Genomic DNA, 24,313 nt, shown 5'->3' with positions numbered 1-24,313 from the left:
CAGTGTATTTAGTACAATGTAAACTAAGTTTTCTGATTAAATTGGTAAGGCCAAAATTTCGTTTTAGGGAGAATTTTTATAAATTAACATGCTTTCTTAAGGTTACTTAAATTGTTATCTTGATAATCTAAAATAGAAAAGTTTAATATTTTTGTTGTATACCAGACTTTAACAGGAGCATCTGCAATTACTTCATTAAGACAAATTGCAAGTCTATCACCACGGTTTATAGCTTTAGGAGAAAGTCCTTTTTCATTTAGAACTAAAACTCCAACTTTGCAACCTAACAAGTCTTTTTGACCTGAAATAACATACCAAAGTGGAAAATCTTCTGTAGTTTGTCCTACTTTAAGAAAACAGTAGGTACTATTTTCTGTAATAACTTCAAAGCTACGAATATTACTATCTGTTAATAAAATTTCAGAAGCAAAAGTTTGTTTTGGAAAGAGAGAAATACTAGTTTTACTAGTTTTATTAATTAAGGTTTTTTGCATAAATTTATACTCCTATAAGATTATTTTTTAGTTGTAGATGCGTTTATGCAGAAAAATCTGTCTTTTATTTAAGAAAAATTTTTTAATATTTTCCGGCAAATAAAAAAGGCTAACCTTTAAGATTAACCTTTTTATTTTTAACAATTAAGAAATTTAATTATTTTTTCTTCTCTTCTGATGGCTTTTGTAATTGCCCAACAGCTTTAGCATCACCATTATTATCCAGATTTATACCTATAGGCAAGCCTTTTAATAGACGTTGAACCACTTCTGCAACGCTTTCACCACCAAGTATTGCTAAGGGAGAAAGATTTTTTGTTAGTTCTGTAGCAAGTTGTTGATCTCCCAAAACTTTTAGAGTTGTAACAAGTTCTGGAGCTAAAGCAGCCATTTCTTCCTTAAAAGCAGCAACTTTGCTAGCTAAGATATGTTGGTCTACTTCAGCTTGTTGTTTAGCTAACTCAATTTGTTTAACTCCAGTGATTTCTATTGCTTCGGCCCTATTTTTAGCCTTACCAACTGTTTCTAGTTTGTCAGTATCAATATTAAGTTGTGCTTTTGTAAGAACTAGTTCTTTTTTAACATTTTCAAGCGCAATAGCTTTTTCTACTGTAGCCATTTGAGTTTGATAAATTTGTTGATTTACTTCTTCTTTAATTTTTTCACTATTTAAGCGCATATACTCTTGTTTGCTATTAACTTCAAAAACAATTGCTGTTCGTTGAGCATCGGAAAGTAACTTATTAACGTCTGAATCTAAAATCTTAACATCCAAAACTTCTACATCATAAACCCACATATTATTTTCTTCAAAAAGTCGCCCAACACGCTTTCCTTCGCGCTTATCGCCTAAAATAGCAGTGCGAATTATTTCTGTACTATTTGCATGAAAAGCATCTATAGAGGTATTTCTTACAGTTCCACGAACAATTGAGCCTAAATGGTCACAAAGTAAACCAACATAATTTTTTACATTAAACCATTTTTCATCCTGCTGATCTCCTTTACTAAGAAAAGAAACTCTGTAGGAAAGCAAAACTTCTAACTCAACATGGTCACTTGTTTTGACTTTAACAATATCCGAAACCTTATTACCATCTTTTTGCAAAAAACAAGTTGTAAGCAAATATTCATCTGTTTTTGGTTTACCTGTAGAAAGTCGTAAAACTTCCAGGTCTTCATCATAATCTAGAATCCGGGTTTGAGGCCCTTTTACAACTTCACGTTTATTTTTTGCTGTAACAAGTACAGCAAAACTTGGAGGAATATAAATTGAAATAGCTTTAGTTGTGTCATATTCAGCCGCTTTTGGGCCTATGACATTGGCAAAACGTTGGACTGCAACATTTTTTCTGCCTCGTTTTTCTTCCATTTCCACTTGTGAAATCATATTTTGTGCAGGTACAAGCTGGGAATTTCGCTCAATAAGCCCATATAGCCGCATAGTTTCTTTGTCCAGTTGTCGAGTAATGATGTCTACTTTTGTAGGATCTGGTAAGTAATTTTTTGGCCCTACTTCTGTAGAAATTCTTCCTGTCTCAATCTCTCTTACGTAAATTCCTTCTTTTTCTGCAATTGGAATAGAATAAACTTCGCTAACTACTTCTAAATTTTCACTAGGAAAGAAAAATCCTTCTTTATCTTTAAGAAAAATTTCTTGTCCTGCTGTATAAGAACCCATTGGAACTTGATCTTTTCCATCGGATTGAAAATCTTTTATCACCTGGACATGTAAGCCCATATTTTTTCTTAAATGATGCGCCTTAAATACTCGTTCACCATCTTTTTCTACAAATTCTTCAGTGGCTTCTGGAAATACTACTGCTGGGCCTCTAAAATAAGTCTTTTTACCATTTGGAGAAAGTAAAATACAGTATTCTCCATCAAGTAAAGTAACAGCACTTCGTACATAATCATCTTTTTCATCTGGAACAACTTCTAGGCCAGTTTTGGGAATATAAAAACTAACATCTATACCCTTAATAACTTTTTCTGTACCAATAGGACTATTATCATCCTCTACCCTATCATAAACTCTTACTATTAAATACTGGTCTTCTCTTAATTCGTGACCATCAATTACTTCTGCCATTTGTCCGGGCCAGAGTGGAAAAGCCGCTGGGCCGGAAACAACAACTTTTCTACCTATAAGTAATTCTATGGAATAATTAGCACCTTTAATTGGTTTTGCGCTAGTATCTTTAGGAGGATTTTCTAAAATTATATATTTTGAGGAAGAAGCAATAATAAAAGGTTTGACTCCAACACCTCCTTCTTCTCCTCGAATTGGGATAAACCGACCTTCATAATATTCAACCAAGCGTTCTGTATTGGAAAGACTTATTTTAGTAGGGCCTACATAAAGGATAATGTCTCCTTTAGTTAAGTCTTGTACATAAGCATATTCATTAGGAGCAACTAAAATATCCCGTTCCCGGACATCTCTTTCTGCCATAAAACATCCTTTCTTATATAGTAAAAATTTAGAGAACAAAGTCTAAGGATTAACTATTATGAAAGTGATAATTTAATAAAGCAAGGTTGGATAAAAACAAAAAGGTTTTCTTTAGTTTTTATTTTTATTAATTCTAATGGTTGACTTTAATTGACTCTTAGTAGCTTTCGGCATTACTATAAACAATTCATATATATAAGGCTTAAATTCTTTTAGGAGATTTTGATGAGGTCGGGAGCAACTTTAGCTGCAACAGCGGCTTATTGTGAAAAAAAATACCCCAAGCCCAACTAGGACACTTTCGTCAAGAACAAAATCTTTGGTTTTCTTCTATAGGATTAGGTACTTATCTGGGCCAACCTAATGAAATAACAGACCTAGCTTATCAACTTGCTATTACTAGAGCAATTGAGCTTGGTTGTAATGTTTTAGATTCAGCAATTAATTATCGTAGCCAACGTAGTGAGCGAATTATTGGAACAACTCTAAAACAACTTTTCCAACAAGGTAAAATAAATAGAGAAGAAATTATTATTGCTACAAAAGGTGGTTTTCTTCCCTTTGATTCAAAAGCAGCACCAGATCCTTATCAATACCGACAAAAACAATTTATTGACCCAGGTATAATTACTCAAAATGATATTGTAGCTGATTGCCATTGTATGACCCCAGCTTATCTAGAAAACCAACTAGAGCAAAGTTTACAAAACTTAAATGTTGATAAAATTGATATTTATTACTTACATAATCCAGAAACTCAATTACAAGAAGTTAGCCAGTCAGAATTTTACCATCGTATTCAGCTAGCATTTGAGTTTTTAGAAAAAAAAGCATCTGATGGAAAAATAGCCTTTTATGGTACTTCTACATGGAATGGCTACCGTCAAATGTCAAATACTAGAGATTTTTTAGATTTAACTGATCTAGTAAAAATAGCTAAGTCATTAGCAGGGGAAAGCCATCATTTTCGATTTATCCAATTACCATATAATTTAGCTATGCCAGAAGCTTTTACAATTACTAATCAAACTATTGATGATGAAAAATATTGTGTCCTAGAAGCTGCCAAACATTATGGTTTAACAGTGATGTCTTCTGCTTCAATCTTGCAATCTCGGCTAGCTCATAATTTACCTAAAGAGCTTAAAGTTCATTTTCCTGGATTAAAAACCGATGCTCAACGCTCAATTCAATTTGTACGCTCAACTCCTGGAGTAACTACAGCTTTAGTAGGAATGAGCCAAAAACCGCATGTAGAGGAAAATCTTTCTACAGCATCAATATCTCCAATTGCACAAAAAGAATTCTTAGAACTTTTTGAAGTTATTTAACTTATTTATCGCAAATCTGTGATGAAAGGCCATTAAATGTCACAAAAGAAAATACTTATCCTTACCTCTGACAGTGGTGGTGGTCATACTTCGGCTGCTCATGCTATTGAAGCTGGGTTAGGAATGTTTGCCGGTCGCCTCTCTTACTTAGTAGAAATTTCTCGTATTGTTGAAGATTCTAGTTATGTTACTCGCCAATCTATCAATTTTTATAATTTCTTACTTCGTCATTATCAGTCCTATGTTAAATACTATCATTGGGCAATACATCAATTTAATTTGGATCGCTCTCTTTATAGGTTTTACCGTAAATATATAAGTCAAACTGTAGATCGGTTTTGTCCTAATGTAATTGTATCAGTACATCCAATGGTGCAGTATGGTATTGCTCGTATTTTAGAAGACTTAAAATTATTAGATCGTATTCCATTAGTTACTGTAGTAACAGATCCCTGTGGAAATTCATGGAAAGGTTGGGCAAATGAGCATGTACAACTTTATTTAGTAGCACATGAACAAGCTCGCCAAGAAATGATAACTTATGGTGTTAGTCCTGAACGTATTCGTATTTGTGGTATGCCAATACATCCTAAATTCCAAAAAGCTAGCCAATTAGTACCAAGCGAAATGCGGCAAGAACTTGGCTTAGATCCTGATAAATTCACAGTTTTTATTAATGCAGGTTGGATTGGTGGTGGAAACATTCCAAAAGTTTTTGCCCATTTAACTAACACTAACCTAGATATGCAGGCAATTTTCCTAGCAGGAAATAATCCAAAACTAAAACAAGAAATGGACAAACTTGCTGCTAATTCTCGTTTTCCTGTTAAAGTATTAGGTTATTCTAATAATATGGAACGGCTAATGCGTTCAGCTAATGTAATGATTTCTAAAATAGGTGGGTTAACAACCTTTGAAGCTTTGGCTTGTCAACTACCAATTATTATGGATCATATTACTGAGCCAATGCCCCAAGAAGCTAATACAGCAGATTTAATTGCTAGTCATAATGCTGGTTTGAGGCTTTGTCAAGTAAGCGATATAGTACCAATCCTAAAAAATCTTATTGATAACCAAAGTGACTGCCAAGCAATGAGTGAAGCAGCACAAGAGTTATCTACACCAGATGCTACTCAACGGGTAGTAAGTGAAATTTCTAATTTTTTCTTACCTAAAAAATCACTGATAGAGACTATTTAATTTCTATGAGCAAAAAAACTAACTTAATTGAAAAAGTAGCCCGTGATACAAATCTCCCGCTAGATTCAGCGGAACGGGCTATTAATCTTATTTTAAGTGGTGTAGCAGAAGGGTTAAGAAAAGATGGACAAGTTAGTTTAGGGGATTTTGGAGGGTTCAAGCTTTTTGCTAAATCAGAAAATCCCCTAGAAAATCCCCCGCCATCAACTAGTAAAACCATAATTCGTTTTGTACCTAGTACTAAATTGCGCAATATTATTAATAAAACAGAATAATCAGTTTGACAAAACTAAGTCTTAACATATTAAACTTCTAAAATAACTTCCCCAAAAAGCGCAGGAGTATAAAAGATAGAAGTATTTTGTTGTCTATGCACACCCAGAACCAAAAAGCTTTAATGGTGCGATGCTTAATTTAGCCAAAGAAGTTTTGCCTGCTCAGGACATGAAATAATAGTATCTGATCTTTATGGTAGACAATTTAATCCTGTTTCTGGTCGTCACAATTTCCTTAATGTCAAAGAGCCACATTACTATAAACAACAAGTTGAAGAAATCTTTGCTTCAGAAACAGATAGCTTTGCCTCTGATGTAAAAGCTGAAATGGCTAAACTAGATTGGTGTGATGTACTAGTTTTTCAATTCCCACTTTGGTGGTTTGGTCTTCCAGCAATATTAAAAGGTTGGGTAGATCGTGTTTTTGCTATGGGTCGCATTTATGGCGGGGGTAAATGGTATGACCAGGGTGTTTTTCATGGCAAAAAAGCTATGCTTGTGCTTACTACTGGAGGCGGTGAGTCAATGTATACTCCATTAGGATTAAATGGAAGTATTCACCAAATTCTTTTCCCTATTAATCATGGAATCCTTTATTTTGTTGGCTTTGATGTCTTACCACCATTTATAGCTTATGGTGTTAGCCGTGTTAACACTGAACGCCGCAAAGCTTACTTAGAAGAATATAAACAAAGGTTATTAAGTGTTAACGAAACACCTAAACTTGTTTTTCCAACCTTAGCCGATTATGACGAGACTTTTCAGCTTAAAAAGTAATAGTCTCTATTTACCTAATTAGATTGTTTGCAACATCCAATGGCCTATTCTATTATTCAAAGGGTAGATCTGGTAATTTGAGGTAAATAATTATTATGTCATTAAAAAAATTATCTTTATCTTTTACTCTTTTTTTAATAGCCAATCTTTTTTCAGCTAATGTTTTTGCTCAATCTGGACGTGTAAAATCTCGTGATAGTAACACTCCTAATTCTCTTTCCCGTAGCAATAGTAATAGCACTTCAATTCCTTCAAACACTCCAACTGCTGACAAAATCCCTAAAAATACTTTGTTAAACCTACATTTAGATCAATCTTTAAGCTCAAAAACTAATAAAAAAGGTGAAGAGTTTATTGTTAGATTATCTGAACCAGTATTTGTTAAGGATAAACTAGCACTTACTAGAGCATCGGTTAAATGCCACATAATAAATGTTGAAGCAGCAGCACGTAAGGGAAAAAATGGATCTTTAACCATTGGTTTTGATGAACTAATTTTAGATGATGGAACAAAAATTCCTTTGAAAGCTTCTCTTTTTTCTGTGATTAACCGCACTGATCAAGTAGTAGAAGAAGATGGAGAAGGTAAAATAAAAGATCCAAGCAAAGGAAAAAGTAAAGCTGGAACAGTAGCAACTCAAACTGGCATAGGTGCTGGTATTGGTGCAATTACTGGAGGTGCTGCTGGTGCTGGTATTGGTGCTGGCATTGGTGCTGGAGTTGGTTTAGGTGGAGTGTTATTAGCAAGAGGACGTGATATTGAATTATTATCTGGTTCACGCTTACAAGTTAGATTAGATGCAGATATATTACTGAATAGAACTACTGAAATAACTAAACCTGTAGAGACAGCAGAACCCACAACACAACAAAATTAAAATAACTTTGGAAAACATTCAAAATAAATGTCTTGCTAAAATGTAAGCAAGACATTTATTTTTTAACTACTTAATCAACTGAGTAAGCTTGTTTGAAAACATCCTTAAATGAATTTTCCAACCATTGGAGCAGTTCAATACCTTCTAAACCTTTAGGAGCAGCTATAAAATATTTATGTCCAAAAATATTTGTTTCTGCTTTTCCTCCAACTCTTTCTGTTTTTAAGTGTCTTTTATCTTTATTATCTGCAATATCATGAAGATTGATTTCAAAAGTAACTTCCCTAACAGGATCACGAAAATAAGTAATCTTTACAGGAAAATGCCGTCGATACTGAGCTTGTCCAAAAGAGACTACAAAAACCATATACATTTGATCCACATCGTCTCTATGTTCAATTTGAAAGGAGAATAATTCACTTTGTCCTTTCAGCCGATCAACAAAATATTGCATTGTCCTACAATGCAGATTAAATAAATCTATTAGTTTCATTTGATCACGGACATTTTCTTGGTCACGTTCCCGGCGTTTTTCCAATGCAGAAATAGCAATATCAACTAATTTGCTGGTTTCTGTTGCCCCAAATTCAGCTACAGAATCAAGCAATGTTTTATCCATCTTTCTTATTTCTTCAAAGATTTCAAATTGTGGCTCTATAGCATTAGCAGCCATTCTTTCTGTCACTTCTTCAGGTGTCATTTCCTTTAGCCGGTATCCATCCCAGGGACAAAATACTTTATTAATCTCCCACATCTTATCGCATATTGGGCAACGCTTCATTTTTCTAATTCCCCCGTCCAATAATTGCTTCTAATTCATTGATTTGCTTTGGTACAAAAGCAGTTAATATTTCTGACCCTTGCTCAGTAACTAATACATCATCTTCAATACGTATTCCAATATTATGATCTTTTGTTGGTACATCATCCATTGGTCTAATATAAATTCCTGGCTCAACGGTTAGTATCATTCCTGGCTCTAATATACGCGACTCATCGGATTGTTTATATTTACCTACATCATGTGTATCTATCCCTAACCAATGGCTAGTACGGTGCATAAAAAACTTTTGATATTGTTTTTCTTCTATAACTTTTTCCCGTTCACCAGAAAGCAGCCCTAAATTAAAAAGTCCGTCTACAATTATATCTAAAGCTGCTTGATGAACATCATCAAAGGCTGCACCTGGCTTTACTTTTTCAATTGCAGCAAGTTGAGCCGCCAAAACAATTTCATAGATTTCTTTTTGTTCCTTAGTAAATCGTCCATTAGCCGGATAAGTTCGGGTAATATCTGAACAATAATGCTCATATTCTGCACCAGCATCTACTAGTAAAAGATCGTTATCCTTTATCTGGCAGTTATTTTCTACATAATGCAAAATTGTAGCATTAGCACCTGCTCCAACAATTGAGTTATAAGCTGGTGCATTAGCACCACTTCGACGAAAATAATGCTCAATAATTGCTTCAATTTCAAACTCATACATCCCAACCTTAACTGCTTTCATTGCAGCTAAATGAGCTTGTGCAGCAATTGTAGCCGAACGTCTCATCAGTTCTAGTTCTTCAGGTGTTTTAATAAGCCGCATTTCTTGTAAAATTTCCGTTGGGTCAATTATTGAATAAGGCCCTACACCATTGCGCCGACGCATTGAGCGAAAATATTTAATTAAATTAATAATTCTTTGGTCAAAACGCTGCTCATTGCCTAATGAATAGTAAATAAAATCTACTTTTTCTAAGTATTTAGGTAGTTCTTCATCCAACTTTTCAATTTCATAAGTAGCATCTGCGCCAAGTAATTCTTTAGCTCCTTCCGGGCCCACTCGTCGCCCTTCCCAAATCTCCTTTTCCTCATTTCGAGGACGAACAAATAAGACAAACTTATGTTCTAGGTGGTTTGGTGCAAGTAAACATACTGTTTCTGGTTCAGTAAATCCTGTTAAATAATATAAATCGCTATTTTGTCTATAACGATAATCTGTGTCATTAGTGCGAATAGTAGTTGGTGCGCTAGGAAAAATTGCTACTCCATTACCTAGTTTTGACAAAAATTCTTCCCGACGTTTTTTGTAAATTTCTGGTGATAAAGTAGGCCAATAATTATTTGCTATTTGCTCGGTAATAATGGTTTCTGGGCTAAACATAAAAATTTATCCTAAACTGCTTTTTGGAAAATTTGATAGATAAAGAAAACTTGATCTTGCTAATATAACACGCTTAAATCTAGTACTCATAACAAAGCTAGCAAAGCCTTTTAAATGATAAAAACAAGCTATTGAAAGGAAAAATCTATGAGTGATGTTAACAAAGCTATTGAAACTCAGCTAAAAAATATTCAAACAAAAACAGGTAAAACTCTAGATGATTTAATGTCAATAATTAAACAAAGTGGCCTTGCAAAACATGGTGAAATCCGAGACATGCTTAAAAAAGACTTAACTTTAGGGCATGGAGATGCTAACACTCTAACACATTTATTTCTTAAGCCTGCTGAAAATGAAACTAAAGATAATTCATCAACTGACATACTTAATGAAATTTACGCAGGAACTAAGGCTAGTTTACGACCAATCCATGAAAAGCTAATGGAAGCAATTAATGAATTTGGCACATTTGAAATTGCACCAAAAAAAGGCTATGTTAGTCTACGTCGTAAAAAACAATTTGCAATGATTACACCTGCTACTAATAGTCGTGTTGAAGTGGGGATAAACCTAAAAAGTCTTCAAGCTACTGATAGACTAGCTGAAATGCCTGCTAATAGTATGTGTCATTTTAAGGTAAAGTTAACAACTGTTGATGAAGTAGACTCAGAGCTTATTAACTGGATTAAACAAGCTTATGAAGCGGCTGAATAATTTTTATTAATAAAATCAGAAAAGGAAAATTTATGCACTTACATGGCGACCGTAGAATTTATACAGGCTCTCCAGATGAGTTAATTTGTCTATGCTTAAAAGTTAGCCGACAAAAAGTTTTAGACACAATTTTAGAAATAGATGCAAATACTGTAGCTCAAGTCCGCCGTAAGTGCAAAGCTGGCGGCGGTTGTGGCTCCTGTCATGAAGAAATTGCTCGACTTATTATGTCACGTCGCTTTTGTACAACTTTAGATTTTCATAATCATATTGGAGATGATGAGGAAGACTTACATTTTCATTTAGCTGAAAATACAGAAGATAAAGTAATTGAAAGTTATGTTGTAGAAGAAATTAAAAATTTCCTTTTACAAGAAATTAATCCCTATTTAGCAAAATTTAATGTCACGGCTCAAGTTATAGAAAGTGGTGAAGAAATAGTTTTAGCCTTAAACGGTGCTGACCAAGAGCAAAAATACACTTTAGGTTTTTGGCTAGATTTAAGATTTCATGAAAAATTTTCAACTATCACAGTTATTATTGCCTAATTATTAGCTAAAAGAATTTTTTAAGGCATTACGCAAATAACGAACTATTTGAGGGGAAATTAAGTTTAGTTGTAAGACTTTTTTCCCTGCAACTTGAGCCACTTTTTCAAAACAAAAACTATCTGTAATAACTAAATCAGCAACATTAACTAGCGATTGCCATTTTTTAGTATCAGCAAAAATTTCTGTTCTAACCATTAAATCTTCCCCTCGTAAAGAGCCTATCACAATTCGGGCAAACTCTAGCATTGTTTCCCCAATAGAAATTAGTCCAACCATTGCCCCTACAGGCAACTTTTTAAGCTTTTCAGCTTCTTGTTGACCTGTTTGTAAATTTATATTTATTAGTAAAATATCTTTAGGTAATAACTTCTTAATTTCTACTGAATGATAAATAGTAGCAACTGAAAGCGCACCTGTTAAAATTGCTGTTTTTGTAGCTACTTCTGTTGGAGTTGCTGCTAAAATTTCACAATCAAAATGCTGCTTTAGCTCATAAATTAATATTTTTTGTAAATCTTTTGCTGGCTCAATAATTAAAATATGGTCTGGCGGCTGTTTATCTAACCATTTTATTACTGACTCACGAATTGATTGCAAAGAATAGCCTTGTTTACGAGCAACATCTAAAAAGCTACGAATAATGCTATCTAAATCTGTCTCTTCTGAAGTAATTAAACTAGGTTTACTTACATAAACTCCACTTCCATGTTTAATTTCTACTAAATTACGGTCTGCTAATTCTCCATAAGCAGTGCTAACTGTATTATGATGAATACCTAAGCGACGTGCTAGGGTACGAACTGAGGCAAGTTTATCACCTGGTTTAAGCAGACCATTAACTATTTGCAAGCTTAGTTGTGTTACTAATTGTTCATGAATTGAAATCGTGCTGTCACGAGATAAAACTAGCTCCAAAGTTTTGTTACCGCGTAAGTTAGTCATTAAATCTCCTAGTTAAATTAACTTAATATGTTTGCTACAAGGCATTCTTTGACGAATTGCATCAAGGTAATCAAAATCTAAATCAGCAAGAATTACAGTTTCTTTATCAGATGCTTTTGCAATTACAGTTCCCCAAGGATCAACAATTAAAGCTCGACCATAGCTAGCACGTTTTGGGGTATGCTGTCCAAATTGCGCTGGAGCAATTATATAAACTTGATTTTCTATTGCTCGCGCTCGCAGTAACACTTCCCAATGATCGCGCCCTGTTTGCAATGTAAAAGCCGAAGGGACAAAAATAGCTTTTGCTCCAGCTAAAGTTAGCCGTCGATAAAGTTCAGGAAATCGCAAATCATAACAAATAGTTAAACCTATTTTATGACCTAATACCGTTGTAGTAACCATTTCACCGCCTGCTTGAACAAACTGCGATTCCATCAACACTGTACCATCAGGCAATGTAACATCAAAAAGATGTATTTTTCGGTAATGAGCAATAATATTACCTTCCGTGTCAAAAACTAAGCTTGTATTATATATTTTATCAGACGTTTCCGTTTTTTCTGGAAAGCTTCCTGCTAGGAGAAAAATTTTTAATCTTTGAGCAAGCTCTTTACACCATGTAACTAAATCACTTGTAAGAGTTTGTCGATATTCAACAGCTTCTGATTCTGAGCGTAAATAAGCAAAATTTTCTGGCAAAGCTACCATTGTTGCCCCTCGTTCAGCAGCTTGACAAATAAGCTTCTCGCAACGATTTAAGTTGTCTAAAACTTTATCTGTAGAATTTATTTGCACCACACCAACAGTAAACATCTGTATAATCTCCTCTTTTACAATTAGTTTTTATAGCCATTAAAGCCAAATCTGCCAACAAAGAGAACAATTTAGCAAGCCTTTTTGTATTTGTTTTTAGTTTATATTCTTGCAAATAGCAAATAGAAGTTTAATTTTTAATCTAAAAATCCCGTGAATCCCCAATTTGTAGCTCAAATTGCTGTTGTCTGGGTAGAAGAATTTTTATGAATCCTTGGCGAGATCTTAAAGGTTTACCTAAAGAGTTATGGTTACTGTCTGCAACCGTGTTAATAAATCGTGCTGGTACTATGGTACTGCCTTTTTTAATGATCTATTTAACCAAAGCATTAAATATTCCAGCACAAAAAGCTAGTCTTGCTTTAATAGCGCATGGAATTGGTGGAATACTGACGGCTCCAATAGCTGGGCGTATTGCCGACAACATTGGTGCAAGTAAAGTGATGAAAACCTCCCTAGTTTTATCTGGTTTAACATTGTTTTTATTTCCTTTTATCAATAGTTTTCCAGCTATTGTTGCCCTCACCTTTATTTGGTCAATAATTAGTGAAGCTTTTAGGCCAGCTTGTATGGCAATAATTAGCGAAATAGTCCCAAGCTCGCAGTTAAAACAAGCTTTTGCCTTAAATCGTCTAGCAATAAATCTAGGAATGAGTGTTGGCCCAGCGGTTGGAGGTTTTTTAGTTTATTTTTCTTATCCTCTTCTATTTGTTGTAGATGGTGTTACTTCACTAGTAGCAGGAATTGTGCTTATACTTTTCTTTAAGCATGTAAAAAAAGCTTTTATCGTAAAAAGCGAAAGTCATGCAAAGCTAGAAAACATTGATAATCCATTGCCCCCAGTTAAAAATAGAGCTTTTATTTACTTCCTACTAGCACTAATTCCAACTATATTAGTATTTTTTCAGCTAGAAAGTACAGCAGCACTCTATTTAGTTAGAGATCTAAAAATGTCAGAAGCCATTTATGGTTTATTATTTACATTAAATACAATAATTATCACATTTCTAGAAATTCCTATTAATTCCGTCACCAACACTTGGGCTTACAAATATTCTCTAGCATTAGGTTGTATTTTAATTGCACTAGGGTTTGGTGCAATGATTTGGATTAGCGATCCAATCACAGCAGCAATTAGCGTTGTTATTTGGACTTTTGGAGAAATGATTTTATTTCCTGCAAGTTCTGCTTATGTTGCTGAAGTTTCACCAGTTAGTAGACGTGGTGAATACATGGGCATTTTTGCAATGTCTTTTGGTTTTGGAACTACTTTAGGGCCAGTTTTTGGTACAAACGTTTTAGAAAACTTTGGAGCATCAACACTTTGGATAAGTTGTTTATTTCTTGGTTTTCTTTCTGCAATAATGATGCTAAAAATCAAACAAAAAGCTTAGAGTGTTTTATCTATATGAAAAAATTAATCTTATCTATTTTTGCTACTTTTTTTATTCTTTTTAATTTGTTGGTGTCGCCTAGCTTAATGACTTTTGCTAGCAGTTATCAAACTTCAAAGCGAACTCCGAAAACTCAGCAAACTAACAGCCCTACAATACTGTTTATGTCTGATTTTGGAGTAATTGACGATTCTGTAGCAATTTGTAAAGGTGTAATGCTTTCAATCGAACCAAAACTTAAAATTATTGATATTAGCCATCAAGTTACGCCTTACTCAATTTTAGATGGAGCGCGATTTTTGGCAGGAACAACTGCTTATTACCCGCCTGCAACAGTGTTTGCAGTTGTTATAGATCCTGGTGTTGGGAGTGAAAGAAAAGCTATTGTAGCTAAATCAAAGCGCGGTCAATATTTTGTTTTGCCTAACAATGGTTTGCTAACGCTAGTTGAGCAACAAGACGGATTAGAAGCTGTAAGGGAAATTACCAACACTAAATTAATGATTGGTCAAGCCTTGTCATCAACTTTTCATGGCCGAGATATTTTTTCACCTGTAGCAGCACACATAGCAAAAGGTGAAAATTGGGCTAAAGTAGGGCCCATATTACCAATTAATGAGCTAGTAAAACTTAATATCAGTGCTGCACAAATTGATGAAAAAGGCTTAAGTGCTGAGGTCATCGGGCTAGATGGCCCCTATGGAAATTTAGTCACCAATGTTGATGCAGAAGTTTTTTATAAACTAGGCTATAAAATTAGTGAAAAAATAAATATAAAAATAGGGGAGCAAAATATTTCCTTACCTTTTGTAAAAACCTTTAGTGATGTGGCAGTTAACCAACCTCTGCTTTACATTGATTCTCGCGGCCATTTAGCCTTAGCAATCAACCAAAACAACTTTGCTCAAGTGTACAAAGTGCAACCACCTGTAAAAATTTATATCTCTGCAAGAAAATAAATAAACTTCAAACAAAAATACTTTGGAGTATTAAATATGGTCAATAGACATTGCAATCACTACAGTTAATTCCCCCAATTATTCTTCAATTTTGGGAAATATAACCCATATACAAAATATAACCACCCATTTTTATAAGCTTAGTATTAGGCATACTCATTGCTTTAAGTATAGAAGCACATCAGCAAAGTTGTGGGACGATTTTGGAAGTCTTGTTTTTGTAGTTATTGTAAGTAATTGATGTATTAAGCAAAACAATGAGCAACTTTTGACTGGAGGCATCATATGCAATGTACTAAATTAAAATCTCTATTGGTTTCCATCCATGTTCTCATCATTTGGATTTTTTTGTTTTGTAGTATTGTATTGTCTCAGAGTCCAGATAAAGCTGGCTGCCAAGACCATCCGCTTTTTACTCGCATGCAGGACATGCATATAGAATATTGCAAAACAGTCGCTTTTGACCGATTTGCTTTTAAAACTGGAAAGACAACCGAAACTGCTGTAGAAGGAAAACGCTTTGAAATTAGATATAAGACTGATGCTACAGTAGCCCCTTCACCCTTGCAGATCATACGTAATCATCAGCAAGCTATCGCTCAAATCGGTGGAACAACACTTTTTGAAGATAAACGCTATACAGTTCTGAAAGTAGCTAAGAATGGTAAGGAAGTCTGGGCATTGCTTGACACTGCTTGGGGAAAAGGCTATATGCTAACCATTATCGAAAAGGAAGCAATGACCCAGGAAGTAACTTCAAGTGCAGAAATCTTTAAAACTAGCCTTAGAACTAGTGGACACGTTGAGGTTCCAGGAATTTACTTTGACACAGGAAAATCTGAGTTGAAACCTGAATCAGACAACGCCGTAACCGAAATTGCCAAATTGCTGAAAGCAGACTTAGCATTGAAGGTCTATGTAGTAGGTCATACAGATAATATTGCTTCGCTGGATCTAAATATGAGGCTTTCCCATGCCCGTGCTGAAGCAGTAGTGCAAGCACTCATTACACAACACGGTATTTCTGCAAGTCGCCTTATTAGCCGCGGTGTCGGCCCCTTAGCTCCTATGGCAAGCAACGATACCGAAGAAGGTCGCGCAAAAAACCGTCGTGTAGAACTGGTCAAGCAATAATATAGCCAGCATGGTCAAAATTTAGTCCTGTTGTTTGTAGCACGGCTGCATTTTTGATTTTAGATAAAACTACTTAATCATTAGAAAACTCTCAAGAATTGAGATGTTTTAATAGATAAACTATTGATTTTGTATGATTTGCTTATTGAGTTGTATCGTAATATCCTTTTGTTTCCCTTTATTCTATTTCTGTTAGAGTTAAGGAAAAAAACAAGAAGACATTAAAAAGGCAAATCTGATAGAAATGGATTATTCGAGCAGAAGTAAAACTATTTAATAACCAACCCTACTTTTGTCAATTTCAACCTCTCAACAGGTACACCTAGCAAGGTTTCCAAGCCATTACGTGCTAAAGAGCGGAATCTCTCCATTTGCTCTTTTCGTCCGTTTTCCTCTCCGTCATGATAGCCTGCGGCAGCAAGGGTGCCAAGAATGACCAAGCTTTCATAAAGTTCTTGCTTCCTGTGGTTATCAAAGGCGCAAAAATACTCGTTTTCTGCTAGGTAAATATTTATATCTCTCTCCATAAAATTGATCTGTTCTTCCTCAAACTCCAAGCCTGTAGCAACAATGTAGTTGCAAACAATAAAAAAAGTGACTGCACGAGCAACATTATTTTCTTCTTTGTCTAAAGCGGCTTCCTGGTCGAAAACCTGCAAAAATTCGGTAAATGCTTTTTGAAGTTCTTTGCGATCCTTGGGTGTTGCTCCAATCGTTTCAGCTAGCTGTTTTGGCATAATCATATTAGCAACAGGCGAGAAAGTTACAGATTTTTGCTGGTATGGAGTAAGTTTATTTTGCTTTGGTATCGACCTTTGATCTAAAGCTTTGCCTCTTTGCTCAAACGGTTTTCTCATACTATCGGCAAAAACTTTATTCATAGTCATAGTTTGCAGTAGGCTTGATGTAGGATTATTCCAACTTGTTCCCCAATACGGGTTGTTCCACTGTGCTGTTACACCTAGCGTAGTAGCTATTATTAGAGAACTAATAATAGCTATTCTAGAGATCAACAAGCTTATTACCTTTTTCATAACAGTTTAACCTCCATAATCATGCTAACCCATTTAACATGCAAGATATATTCCTAGCATAATTTGGGTGTTTTTGCTTAACCTGCAAAAAAGTTCTATGAAAAAAATGTCAAAAAACTCTAAAAAACTCTCACGAATCTATATTACTTACATTTCCCAAGGATTAACTAGAGTTTGGGAATTTAGCAGCAGTCAGAAAATGAGAGTAGCTAAATAGACAACATAAACCCTAAAAATTTTCCACTCAGCAAGCTTGCTGGCTCTTTTAATCTGCCAATTTTGTTTTAGAATCCCAATAAAAATACAAATAATGCTTTAGTTAAAAAGCTATAAATAGTAATTTTATCTTTTTAAGATTAAGTAGTTGATTATTAGTAAAAAGTTATGTAAATTTTGCGTCTAGCAAAAATAGCATATTACTTTTTCATAATAACAATTTAATCAACTTTCATTTACAGGTTGTGCTATGGAATACTTAATTATTATTCATATCGGCCCAGTGCAGGATTTTATTATCACTGCTAGGCGAAGTCGGGATCTTTGGTTTGGTTCTTGGCTACTTAGTGAGCTTTCAAAAACGGCTGCTCATAGCATTGCGGAAAAAGAAGGCATTGAGAACTTAATTTTCCCTGCTCCAACAGAATTATCTGATTTAGAGCCTGATATTAGTTTTGATGTTGCAAACAAAATAGTAGCAATTGTTAAAAATAATCCTGAAGAAATTTGTAAACAAGCTCTAACTAATGTAAAAACTCGACTTAATGAAATTAAAGAAGATGGCTTGAAAAATCTTCGAGGATATTTTGATAATAAAACCGCAGATGCACAAATAGCGGACATGCTAGAGTTTTTCTGGGTAGCTACAAAATTAGAGAGCTTAGAAAAATATGTTGAAACTCGCAAGCAAGCAGAAGCTTTAATGGCCGCACGAAAAGCTACTAAAAATTACAATGCTGTTTCTTGGGGAAAAGCAGGTGTGCCAAAATCGTCGCTAGATGGACAACGTGAATCTGTTATTCCTGAAAAACAATATGACCGATTTGATGATGAAAAACTTTGGCGTAAATATGGTATTGGTCGAGGTGAAAAGCTTTGCGGGTAGTAGGCTTATTAAAACGTCATGGAGAACGGCGAAAGGGAAAGATAGATTCTTTTCTACATCTCACGTAGCATCTTTGCCATTTTTAGAATTGCTAAAAGAAGAGCATAAAACTGCTGTAAGAAAATATATTCTTACCTTAAAACAAGATTTTGGTCTTGAAAGTGAACTGGGAAATGTGCCACGAGATCCTCATCCTGTTTTTGAAAATTATGATGGACATATTTTGTTTGAAGAAAGATTAGTTGATTTTTTTGCTAAAAATGAAGATGAGAAACTAAAACAAGCTAAAAAAGCACTAAACGAATTTTATAAAAGTTGCAATCTTGCTGACAAACGCCCAAGCCCCTATTACGGGCTGCTTTTAGCTGATGGTGATCGAATGGGTGAAGCTATTGACAGCCAAAACACTCCAGAAGCACACAGAAATATTTCTAACGCTCTAAGTCGATTTGCTAGCAATGTCCGAAGAATTGTAGCAGAGCATAAAGGCTCACTTGTTTATGCTGGTGGCGATGATGTGCTAGCGTTTGTGCCAATACATACAATTTTAGATTGTGCAAAGTTGGGGGCGAAATAGATGACCGTCTAAAAAATTGGATCACATTGCATGCAAATGGTCAAATTCCTGACGGGGTGGCTTATGAATTAAGAGATTTAGTTTTAAGTTTAGGTGATACAGCTAACTTAAAAGATTTAATTAAAGTAGAAGCGAAAAGAATTTTTAGACGCAAAAAAGTAGATAAAGATGTTTTAACAAACATTGAAAAAAGAATTGATGAAGACAAAGTTTCCATCAAAGATCTAGCTGATGAACTTGTAGTTGCTCGCATTTTTGCTGAAGTTAAAAAATTAATAGGAAAGGAAAAATAGCATATGACTGTTTGGATACTTGAACCCCGTGATCCAATAATTTTTCGTGATGGTCGTCCATTTGGTGATCCTGGTGCGAGAGCCGCTAGCTTAAGTTTTCCTTTCCCATCAACGATTGCTGGCGGAGTTCGTACCCGTGCTGGACTAGATGCACAAGGAAATTTCCAAAAAGGAAAAATTAGTGAAGTTAAAAAAATTGCTATTAAAGGGCCATTTTTAGTTGAACTTGCTGAAACAGGAAGCATTCAAAATTGGTTAATGCCTGCACCAATGGATTTAGTAATTCTTAACAATGATTCAAATAATGAAACTACAGTTAATATAAAAAAACTTGTACCAATAAACATGCCTGAAAATAGTTTTACTGATCTACAAACAGATTTTCCAAACCTTTCTTTGGTTGGCATGACTCAAAGCGACAACAGAAAACCTCATAAACCTCCACCAAGATTTTGGTATTGGAAAAAACTTGAAGAGTGGTTAAATAACGCTCAAGATAAGCTAGATGTTAATCTCTCTGATCTTGGGCATAAAGGCCCAAGTTTAGATATACGAACACATGTAAGCATTTTGAATGAAAGCCAAACTGCTAGAGAAGGCGCGTTATTTCAAACACAAGGCTTAGAATTTACTTATCAAAAACAAGCTGATAAAAAGCTTGCTAATTTAACTCGTCTTGCTTTAGCTGTGCAAACTGAGGCTAATTTACGCGAAGGTGTTGCCATGCTTGGTGGTGAAAGGCGAATAGTCAATTGGCATAAAAACAACGATTCAATACCTTTTGCTAAATGTCCTGACCAAATTAAAAAACAAATTCTTTGCACAAAAGCTTGTAGAGTGTTGCTGTTAACGCCAGGCTGTTTTAAGGATATTTGTCAACCTGAATATTTGATAACACCTCACAAAACTTTAACTCCACAAATAAAAGCCATTCGTGTAGAGCGTCCTCAAGTCATCTCTGGCTGGGACTTTGAAACTAACAAGCCTAAAGCTACACGACGCTTGGCACCTGCTGGAACAGTGTTTTTCTTAAAGTTTGATGAGAAGACGACAAATGAAAAAGAGTTAGAAAACTGGGTTGACAAAATCTGGTTAAGTTCAGTTAGCGACGATGAACAAAGCCGCTTAGACAGTTTTGGTTTAGCCGTGCTAGGCACTTGGTCAGGAAAAAACGAAATAATGGAGGTGAAATAATGAATAGAAAACCAAAGGTTGAATGCCCAAAATTTCCTCCACTTAAGGAATCAAACATTACTCAAGAACGTAAATATGAATTAATCACACCTTTGTTTGGTGGTGGAGTAAAGCCGGGCGAAGCCGACCCAATAACAACAATTCGTGGTTCAAGCATTCGTGGGCAACTTCTTTTTTGGTGGCGTGCTTGTCGTGGTGGGGCATTGCAAACTTAGAACAAATGAAAAGAGCAGAAGATGCGATTTGGGGAACAGCTAGCAAAGATAAAAAAGGTGAAAAGCCTGCTTCAAAAGTACAAGTTTTTGTTGAAACAACTATCAAGGTGTTAGAACTTATTCAATCTGCAAAGGATGTTAACCCTTATGCAGCTTTTGCTTTAAGACAAGAAAACAAAAACTCAGAGATAACATTACTTTTAAATTAAGCATTAAATATCCAAAAGATTTACAAACTGATGTAGAAGCTGCTTTTTGGGCTTGGGAAACATTTGGCGGCATTGGAGCAAGAACTAGACGCGGATTTGGAGCTATCTCTATGAAATCAAAAGAGATTAGTACAAAAGATGTAGAAAATAATATTCGTGCAGGCTTAAAAAAACATGTTATTGATTCTACAAATTGGCCTCAAAATGTTCCTCATTTAAGCCATAAGCTAGAATTTAAGATTCTTCCAACAACTTTTGCTAATGGTAAAGAAGCCAGTAACATTTTAATCAGTAAACTAAAAATTTTTCGCCAACAACGCAACGGGAACCAAGGCCGTAGCCGATGGCCTGAACCAGATGCTATTAGGCGATTAACAGGACAACATTTAGTTAACCAAAATAAAGATCATAATCCAACACATCCTGTTAATAAATTTCCTCGTGCAGTTTTTGGTTTACCAATAATTTTTCATTTTAAGGATGGGAACAGATATAAAACTAGTGATCCACAAGATACAACACTTGCTCTAAAAAACTCTGATAGATTAGCTAGTCCTCTTATTTTGCGGCCAATCAAATGTAGCAATGGTTATGTAGGTTTAGCTGCGGTTTTAGAAGGTACTCAACAAGCGATTAATAATCAAGTGGTCTTAAAAGCTAATAATTGGAATCAGCCAAAAAATGTCCAAATTAACCTTACAGAACAAGAAGCACTTAAAATAACAAGAAGTAATGGAACCCCATTATTAAATAAAGAAACTAATATACTTAAAGCATTTCTTGATTTTCTTACTAAACAAAATTAACAAGGAGAAATTTTATGGAAGCGCGTTTAGCTTTTGTCCATGCACTATCGCCTTTGCACGCTGGCACAGGCCAAGGAATTGGTGTAATTGATTTGCCTATCGCTAGAGAAAAAGCTACTGGAATACCTTTTTTGCCAGGTTCATCTGTAAAAGGTAGTTTGCGAGATCTTTGCACAGACGAAAAACAACAAAAAAGTATTTTTGGAACTGGGAATGAAGAAAAATCTCAAACTATGGAACATGCTGGATCTGTGCAATTTTCTGATCAACGTTTGTTGTTGCTGCCTATTCGTAGCCTTGTAGGAACGTTTGCTTGGGTGACTTCGCCTTACATTCTACAAAGATTTGTTCGTGATGCTAAGGTAGCAGGAATAAATAAATTGCCTGAAACCCCAAAAACATTACAAGAAACCTCTTGTTTAGTAATAACAACTAGTTGTCTAAAACATGGTGTTAACAATAATAGCAAGGTATTTTTAGAAGATTTAGATTTAACTCCAAGCAATAATAATACTGAAGTTGTAAAAGCTAGCAATTGGGCTGATTGGCTAGCACCAAGAATTTTTGCTGACTCTCCAGAATGGCAAGATATGCTTAAAGCACGTTTTTGTATTGTCTCAGACGATTTATTAAGCTTTTGTTAGAAACTGCAACAGAAGTTTCTGCAAGAATTGTTATAAATGATGAATCTAAAACAGCAGAAAATCTTTGGTATGAAGAAACCTTGCCAACAGAAACAATTTTGTCTGGCTTAGTCATTGCTAACCCTACTAAGAAAGCAGAGATAACTACCAACAAAGTCTTTGAAGCTATTACAACAATAACTAACAAAACTGTGCAATTTGGCGGTAAAGCAACCGTTGGTCATGGCTTATGCTCAGTCAAATTAATAAACCAGTAAGTTAGGAGGAAAAAAACTATGCCAACACGAAATCAAAAATATGCAAGCAGTGCTTATGGACACGTTAGCCAAGTTGCTACAGAATCTAAAGAAAAAAAAGACAAATACAAAACAATGGCAGATAAACTCCCTGTGTTAATCCATACTGCTGGTCTAGCTCAAGCCTTAGCTTTTGCTAATGCTAAAAATGGTGCTTTTTTGCTGGAAGACTTAGCTAAAACACTGAACACTAACAGCAACAAAGATGATTTACTAAAACAAAGCCGTGAAGCAAATTTAGCCGAATATATGAAATTAACTAAAGATGTTTTAGATGCCTTGTCTTGGTACAAACGCCTTTCACAAAGCTTGTTAGAGGAAAAAGATAATTAAAAAACTTACAAGGAAATATTTATGAATAGTTGTCGAAATGTCTTTGTTAATTTAGATAAATCAATAGCTAACCATGCAGGTCTTTGGCTAGATAAATTTCTTACAACTCAACAGGAATCAACCAATAACAATGAGCAACCAAAAACTAGATTAGTCAATGAAGTAGGAACAATTTCTCAACCAGAAATTTACACAAAATTTTATCAACGCTGGAAGCAAACTTTAGAGCAAATTTCAGATGTGCAAACTGGTAAAGCTACGGTTCAAGGCCGTATGGCTGTTGGGCTTGGCACAGAAAGCGTTTTAGAAACTTCCATAAAGCTACATCATACTTATGGCGTGCCTTATATCCCTGCTAGTGCATTAAAAGGTGTAACAGCTAGTTATGCAAGAGATTATTTACAAGGTTGGGAAAAAACTTCTCCTAATTATGCAACTGTCTTTGGTACTTCCGCAGATGATCAAAATAATAAAGAAGCAGCAGGTTTTGTTACATTTTATGACGCGCTTTATGTTCCTGATAGTGGAATTAATAAACAAGCTTTACATGCTGATGTAATCACAGTCCACCACCAAGATTATTATCAAGATAAAAATCTTGCAACCAGCAGATTGGGACAGCACAACGCCTATTTCATTTCTTACTGCTACAGGAGAATATTTAATTGCATTATCAGGCCCAGAAGATTGGGTAAGTTTAACTTTTGACATACTAAAAGAAGCATTAAAAGAATTAGGTGTTGGAGCAAAAACATCTAGCGGATATGGTCGTATGGAATTAGAAATTCCTGAAAGAAAAATATCTGTAGAAAATCAGTCAGTAGCAGTATTAGAAAAAAAAGAAACTAAAATAGAAGATCCTATGATAATGGCAATTAATAATTTACCAAATAATAGATTTGCTGGTGAAATTGGCAATTATATTAAAAAATGGGAAGATATAACAGAACCTAGTCAAAAACTAAAAGTGGCTGAAGTAATAATAAAAAGAGCCGACGAAGTTGATAAGAAAAAGTTTAAAGATAAACATTGGTATGAAAAGTTTAAAAATTATTCTGCTAGTTGAACATTTGAAATGATTTATAAATTTTTGGAGTATATTTTATGAAATTAATTACATTTCTTGTAGGTACAGGTAACTATCAAGAAACAAATTATTTTTGGGAAAAAGACGCATCAAAGAAGTTAGAATATAAAACAAAGTTTTTTTCTGAAGCTGTTATTAGCTGGCTTAAACCAGAAAAAATTCTAATAGTTTTAACAGAAACTGTTCAAAAACATAATAATTGGACTGAGTTAAAAAATTTGTTAGAAACAAAATTTGAAGGCCAATCTATTGAACCCATAAATATTCCTAATGGAAGTAGCGAAAATGAGCTTTGGGATATATTTTCTAATCTTACAGAATCTATTAATCAAAATGACGAAGTTGCTTTTGACATAACTCATAGTTTTCGCTCACTACCTGTTTTATCACTACTAGCTATTTCATATTTACGAGTTGCTAAGAACATCAAAATTAAATATTTACTTTATGGTG

General features: G+C 34.6%; 25 protein-coding genes and 3 pseudogenes. 21 read left to right on the top strand and 7 right to left on the bottom strand.

The features are described from left to right. Positions 1 to 83 precede the first annotated feature (83 nt). Positions 84 to 494: a hypothetical protein gene (locus IPK14_17220; GenBank protein ID MBK7995054.1), complete on the bottom strand. Its 411-nt coding sequence runs from the start codon at positions 492 to 494 to the stop codon at positions 84 to 86. Between the two features lie 157 nt (positions 495 to 651). Beyond that, positions 652 to 2,949, bottom strand: coding sequence for a hypothetical protein (locus tag IPK14_17215; protein MBK7995053.1), 2,298 nt, complete (start codon positions 2,947 to 2,949; stop codon positions 652 to 654). Between the two features lie 275 nt (positions 2,950 to 3,224). Between IPK14_17215 and IPK14_17210 the strand changes: the two genes are divergently transcribed. The 5 genes and pseudogenes from IPK14_17210 to IPK14_17190 all read left to right on the top strand — a co-directional run bounded on the left by IPK14_17210 (position 3,225) and on the right by IPK14_17190 (position 7,410). Continuing rightward, on the top strand, positions 3,225 to 4,280 hold the full coding sequence (locus IPK14_17210) for an aldo/keto reductase (protein ID MBK7995052.1): 1,056 nt from the start codon (positions 3,225 to 3,227) through the stop codon (positions 4,278 to 4,280). 36 nt (positions 4,281 to 4,316) lie between these two features. Further along, positions 4,317 to 5,480 carry a hypothetical protein gene (locus tag IPK14_17205; protein MBK7995051.1) on the top strand — a complete coding sequence of 388 codons (1,164 nt, stop codon included), beginning with the start codon at positions 4,317 to 4,319 and terminating at the stop codon, positions 5,478 to 5,480. A gap of 5 nt (positions 5,481 to 5,485) precedes the next feature. Further along, on the top strand, positions 5,486 to 5,755 hold the full coding sequence (locus IPK14_17200) for an HU family DNA-binding protein (GenBank protein MBK7995050.1): 270 nt from the start codon (positions 5,486 to 5,488) through the stop codon (positions 5,753 to 5,755). 130 nt (positions 5,756 to 5,885) lie between these two features. Continuing rightward, positions 5,886 to 6,532: pseudogene (locus IPK14_17195) on the top strand (NAD(P)H-dependent oxidoreductase). A gap of 95 nt (positions 6,533 to 6,627) precedes the next feature. After that, complete coding sequence (locus IPK14_17190) at positions 6,628 to 7,410, top strand: hypothetical protein (GenBank protein MBK7995049.1); 783 nt, start codon at positions 6,628 to 6,630, stop codon at positions 7,408 to 7,410. Between the two features lie 70 nt (positions 7,411 to 7,480). Here the strand turns inward: IPK14_17190 and IPK14_17185 are convergent, their stop codons facing one another. Both IPK14_17185 and pepP read right to left on the bottom strand, forming a co-directional pair. Further along, positions 7,481 to 8,191 (bottom strand): hypothetical protein, encoded by a 711-nt coding sequence (locus IPK14_17185; protein MBK7995048.1) that lies wholly within the window; start codon positions 8,189 to 8,191, stop codon positions 7,481 to 7,483. A 4-nt stretch (positions 8,192 to 8,195) separates the two neighbouring features. Beyond that, positions 8,196 to 9,560, bottom strand: a complete 1,365-nt coding sequence (pepP, locus tag IPK14_17180; protein MBK7995047.1) for a Xaa-Pro aminopeptidase — start codon at positions 9,558 to 9,560, stop codon at positions 8,196 to 8,198. Between the two features lie 147 nt (positions 9,561 to 9,707). Here pepP and IPK14_17175 point away from each other — a divergent pair, with 147 nt between their 5' ends. Together IPK14_17175 and IPK14_17170 are read left to right on the top strand one after the other, a co-directional pair. Beyond that, on the top strand, positions 9,708 to 10,274 hold the full coding sequence (locus IPK14_17175) for a DUF4287 domain-containing protein (GenBank protein ID MBK7995046.1): 567 nt from the start codon (positions 9,708 to 9,710) through the stop codon (positions 10,272 to 10,274). Positions 10,275 to 10,306: 32 nt separating this feature from the next. Further along, complete coding sequence (locus IPK14_17170; GenBank protein ID MBK7995045.1) at positions 10,307 to 10,822, top strand: (2Fe-2S)-binding protein; 516 nt, start codon at positions 10,307 to 10,309, stop codon at positions 10,820 to 10,822. A gap of 3 nt (positions 10,823 to 10,825) precedes the next feature. Here IPK14_17170 and IPK14_17165 read toward each other — a convergent pair whose 3' ends face one another. Further along, positions 10,826 to 11,767, bottom strand: a complete 942-nt coding sequence (locus IPK14_17165) for a GntR family transcriptional regulator (protein MBK7995044.1) — start codon at positions 11,765 to 11,767, stop codon at positions 10,826 to 10,828. A 12-nt stretch (positions 11,768 to 11,779) separates the two neighbouring features. Then, on the bottom strand, positions 11,780 to 12,583 hold the full coding sequence (locus IPK14_17160; protein MBK7995043.1) for a carbon-nitrogen hydrolase family protein: 804 nt from the start codon (positions 12,581 to 12,583) through the stop codon (positions 11,780 to 11,782). Positions 12,584 to 12,789: 206 nt separating this feature from the next. On the opposite strand from IPK14_17160, the gene IPK14_17155 reads away from it, so the two are divergent. The 3 genes from IPK14_17155 (at position 12,790) to IPK14_17145 (ending at position 16,070) form a co-directional block, all read left to right on the top strand. Next, entirely contained in the window at positions 12,790 to 13,977 is a 1,188-nt protein-coding gene (locus tag IPK14_17155; protein MBK7995042.1) for an MFS transporter, read from the top strand. A 14-nt stretch (positions 13,978 to 13,991) separates the two neighbouring features. Continuing rightward, positions 13,992 to 14,936 carry an SAM-dependent chlorinase/fluorinase gene (locus tag IPK14_17150; protein MBK7995041.1) on the top strand — a complete coding sequence of 315 codons (945 nt, stop codon included), beginning with the start codon at positions 13,992 to 13,994 and terminating at the stop codon, positions 14,934 to 14,936. Between the two features lie 285 nt (positions 14,937 to 15,221). Further along, positions 15,222 to 16,070, top strand: coding sequence for an OmpA family protein (locus IPK14_17145; GenBank protein ID MBK7995040.1), 849 nt, complete (start codon positions 15,222 to 15,224; stop codon positions 16,068 to 16,070). 269 nt (positions 16,071 to 16,339) lie between these two features. Here IPK14_17145 and IPK14_17140 read toward each other — a convergent pair whose 3' ends face one another. Beyond that, positions 16,340 to 17,104 carry a hypothetical protein gene (locus IPK14_17140; GenBank protein MBK7995039.1) on the bottom strand — a complete coding sequence of 255 codons (765 nt, stop codon included), beginning with the start codon at positions 17,102 to 17,104 and terminating at the stop codon, positions 16,340 to 16,342. Positions 17,105 to 17,570: 466 nt separating this feature from the next. Here IPK14_17140 and IPK14_17135 point away from each other — a divergent pair, with 466 nt between their 5' ends. The 11 genes and pseudogenes from IPK14_17135 to IPK14_17085 all read left to right on the top strand — a co-directional run. Continuing rightward, a complete protein-coding gene (locus IPK14_17135) occupies positions 17,571 to 18,206 on the top strand; it encodes a hypothetical protein (GenBank protein ID MBK7995038.1) in 636 nt (211 codons plus the stop codon). A gap of 73 nt (positions 18,207 to 18,279) precedes the next feature. Beyond that, complete coding sequence (gene cas10 / locus IPK14_17130; GenBank protein MBK7995037.1) at positions 18,280 to 18,783, top strand: type III-B CRISPR-associated protein Cas10/Cmr2; 504 nt, start codon at positions 18,280 to 18,282, stop codon at positions 18,781 to 18,783. Beyond that, positions 18,759 to 19,076 carry a hypothetical protein gene (locus IPK14_17125; protein MBK7995036.1) on the top strand — a complete coding sequence of 106 codons (318 nt, stop codon included), beginning with the start codon at positions 18,759 to 18,761 and terminating at the stop codon, positions 19,074 to 19,076. Before cas10 ends, IPK14_17125 begins: the two co-directional genes overlap by 25 nt. A 3-nt stretch (positions 19,077 to 19,079) precedes the next feature. Beyond that, the gene (locus IPK14_17120) at positions 19,080 to 20,270 is read left to right on the top strand and encodes a type III-B CRISPR module-associated protein Cmr3 (protein ID MBK7995035.1); all 1,191 of its coding nucleotides are present in this window, start codon (positions 19,080 to 19,082) and stop codon (positions 20,268 to 20,270) included. After that, positions 20,270 to 20,694 (top strand): annotated as a pseudogene (gene cmr1, locus IPK14_17115) (type III-B CRISPR module RAMP protein Cmr1). The gene IPK14_17120 and the pseudogene cmr1 overlap by 1 nt, the downstream one beginning before the upstream one ends. 110 nt (positions 20,695 to 20,804) lie before the next feature. Continuing rightward, complete coding sequence (locus IPK14_17110; GenBank protein MBK7995034.1) at positions 20,805 to 21,500, top strand: hypothetical protein; 696 nt, start codon at positions 20,805 to 20,807, stop codon at positions 21,498 to 21,500. Positions 21,501 to 21,514: 14 nt separating this feature from the next. After that, positions 21,515 to 22,401 (top strand): annotated as a pseudogene (gene cmr4, locus IPK14_17105) (type III-B CRISPR module RAMP protein Cmr4). 18 nt (positions 22,402 to 22,419) lie between these two features. Continuing rightward, positions 22,420 to 22,773 (top strand): type III-B CRISPR module-associated protein Cmr5, encoded by a 354-nt coding sequence (gene cmr5 / locus IPK14_17100; GenBank protein ID MBK7995033.1) that lies wholly within the window; start codon positions 22,420 to 22,422, stop codon positions 22,771 to 22,773. Positions 22,774 to 22,794: 21 nt separating this feature from the next. After that, positions 22,795 to 23,481, top strand: coding sequence for a type III-B CRISPR module RAMP protein Cmr6 (gene cmr6 / locus IPK14_17095; protein MBK7995032.1), 687 nt, complete (start codon positions 22,795 to 22,797; stop codon positions 23,479 to 23,481). Continuing rightward, on the top strand, positions 23,372 to 23,839 hold the full coding sequence (locus IPK14_17090) for a hypothetical protein (protein ID MBK7995031.1): 468 nt from the start codon (positions 23,372 to 23,374) through the stop codon (positions 23,837 to 23,839). The genes cmr6 and IPK14_17090 overlap by 110 nt, the downstream gene beginning before the upstream one ends. A gap of 38 nt (positions 23,840 to 23,877) precedes the next feature. Continuing rightward, a partial coding sequence (locus IPK14_17085; GenBank protein MBK7995030.1) for a CRISPR-associated DxTHG motif protein occupies positions 23,878 to 24,313 on the top strand: 436 nt, incomplete at its 3' end.

It is taken from the genome of Blastocatellia bacterium (genome assembly GCA_016713405.1).
Lineage (GTDB): Bacteria > Acidobacteriota > Blastocatellia > Chloracidobacteriales > JADJPF01 > JADJPF01.
The sequence above is the reverse complement of the archived record's forward strand: the minus strand, read 5'-3'. Positions and strand labels throughout refer to the sequence as shown.

Bases quoted from the DNA above. Each gene is read 5' to 3' on its own strand.
- IPK14_17220 (MBK7995054.1), bottom strand. From the start codon at position 494: ATGCAAAAAACCTTAATTAATAAAACTAGTAAAACTAGTATTTCTCTC.
- IPK14_17215 (MBK7995053.1), bottom strand. From the start codon at position 2,949: ATGGCAGAAAGAGATGTCCGGGAACGGGATATTTTAGTTGCTCCTAAT.
- IPK14_17205 (MBK7995051.1), top strand. From the start codon at position 4,317: ATGTCACAAAAGAAAATACTTATCCTTACCTCTGACAGTGGTGGTGGT.
- IPK14_17200 (MBK7995050.1), top strand. From the start codon at position 5,486: ATGAGCAAAAAAACTAACTTAATTGAAAAAGTAGCCCGTGATACAAAT.
- IPK14_17190 (MBK7995049.1), top strand. From the start codon at position 6,628: ATGTCATTAAAAAAATTATCTTTATCTTTTACTCTTTTTTTAATAGCC.
- IPK14_17185 (MBK7995048.1), bottom strand. From the start codon at position 8,191: ATGAAGCGTTGCCCAATATGCGATAAGATGTGGGAGATTAATAAAGTA.
- pepP (MBK7995047.1), bottom strand. From the start codon at position 9,560: ATGTTTAGCCCAGAAACCATTATTACCGAGCAAATAGCAAATAATTAT.
- IPK14_17175 (MBK7995046.1), top strand. From the start codon at position 9,708: ATGAGTGATGTTAACAAAGCTATTGAAACTCAGCTAAAAAATATTCAA.
- IPK14_17170 (MBK7995045.1), top strand. From the start codon at position 10,307: ATGCACTTACATGGCGACCGTAGAATTTATACAGGCTCTCCAGATGAG.
- IPK14_17165 (MBK7995044.1), bottom strand. From the start codon at position 11,767: ATGACTAACTTACGCGGTAACAAAACTTTGGAGCTAGTTTTATCTCGT.
- IPK14_17160 (MBK7995043.1), bottom strand. From the start codon at position 12,583: ATGTTTACTGTTGGTGTGGTGCAAATAAATTCTACAGATAAAGTTTTA.
- IPK14_17155 (MBK7995042.1), top strand. From the start codon at position 12,790: ATGAATCCTTGGCGAGATCTTAAAGGTTTACCTAAAGAGTTATGGTTA.
- IPK14_17150 (MBK7995041.1), top strand. From the start codon at position 13,992: ATGAAAAAATTAATCTTATCTATTTTTGCTACTTTTTTTATTCTTTTT.
- IPK14_17145 (MBK7995040.1), top strand. From the start codon at position 15,222: ATGCAATGTACTAAATTAAAATCTCTATTGGTTTCCATCCATGTTCTC.
- IPK14_17140 (MBK7995039.1), bottom strand. From the start codon at position 17,104: ATGAAAAAGGTAATAAGCTTGTTGATCTCTAGAATAGCTATTATTAGT.
- IPK14_17135 (MBK7995038.1), top strand. From the start codon at position 17,571: ATGGAATACTTAATTATTATTCATATCGGCCCAGTGCAGGATTTTATT.
- IPK14_17120 (MBK7995035.1), top strand. From the start codon at position 19,080: ATGACTGTTTGGATACTTGAACCCCGTGATCCAATAATTTTTCGTGAT.
- IPK14_17110 (MBK7995034.1), top strand. From the start codon at position 20,805: ATGAAATCAAAAGAGATTAGTACAAAAGATGTAGAAAATAATATTCGT.
- cmr5 (MBK7995033.1), top strand. From the start codon at position 22,420: ATGCCAACACGAAATCAAAAATATGCAAGCAGTGCTTATGGACACGTT.
- cmr6 (MBK7995032.1), top strand. From the start codon at position 22,795: ATGAATAGTTGTCGAAATGTCTTTGTTAATTTAGATAAATCAATAGCT.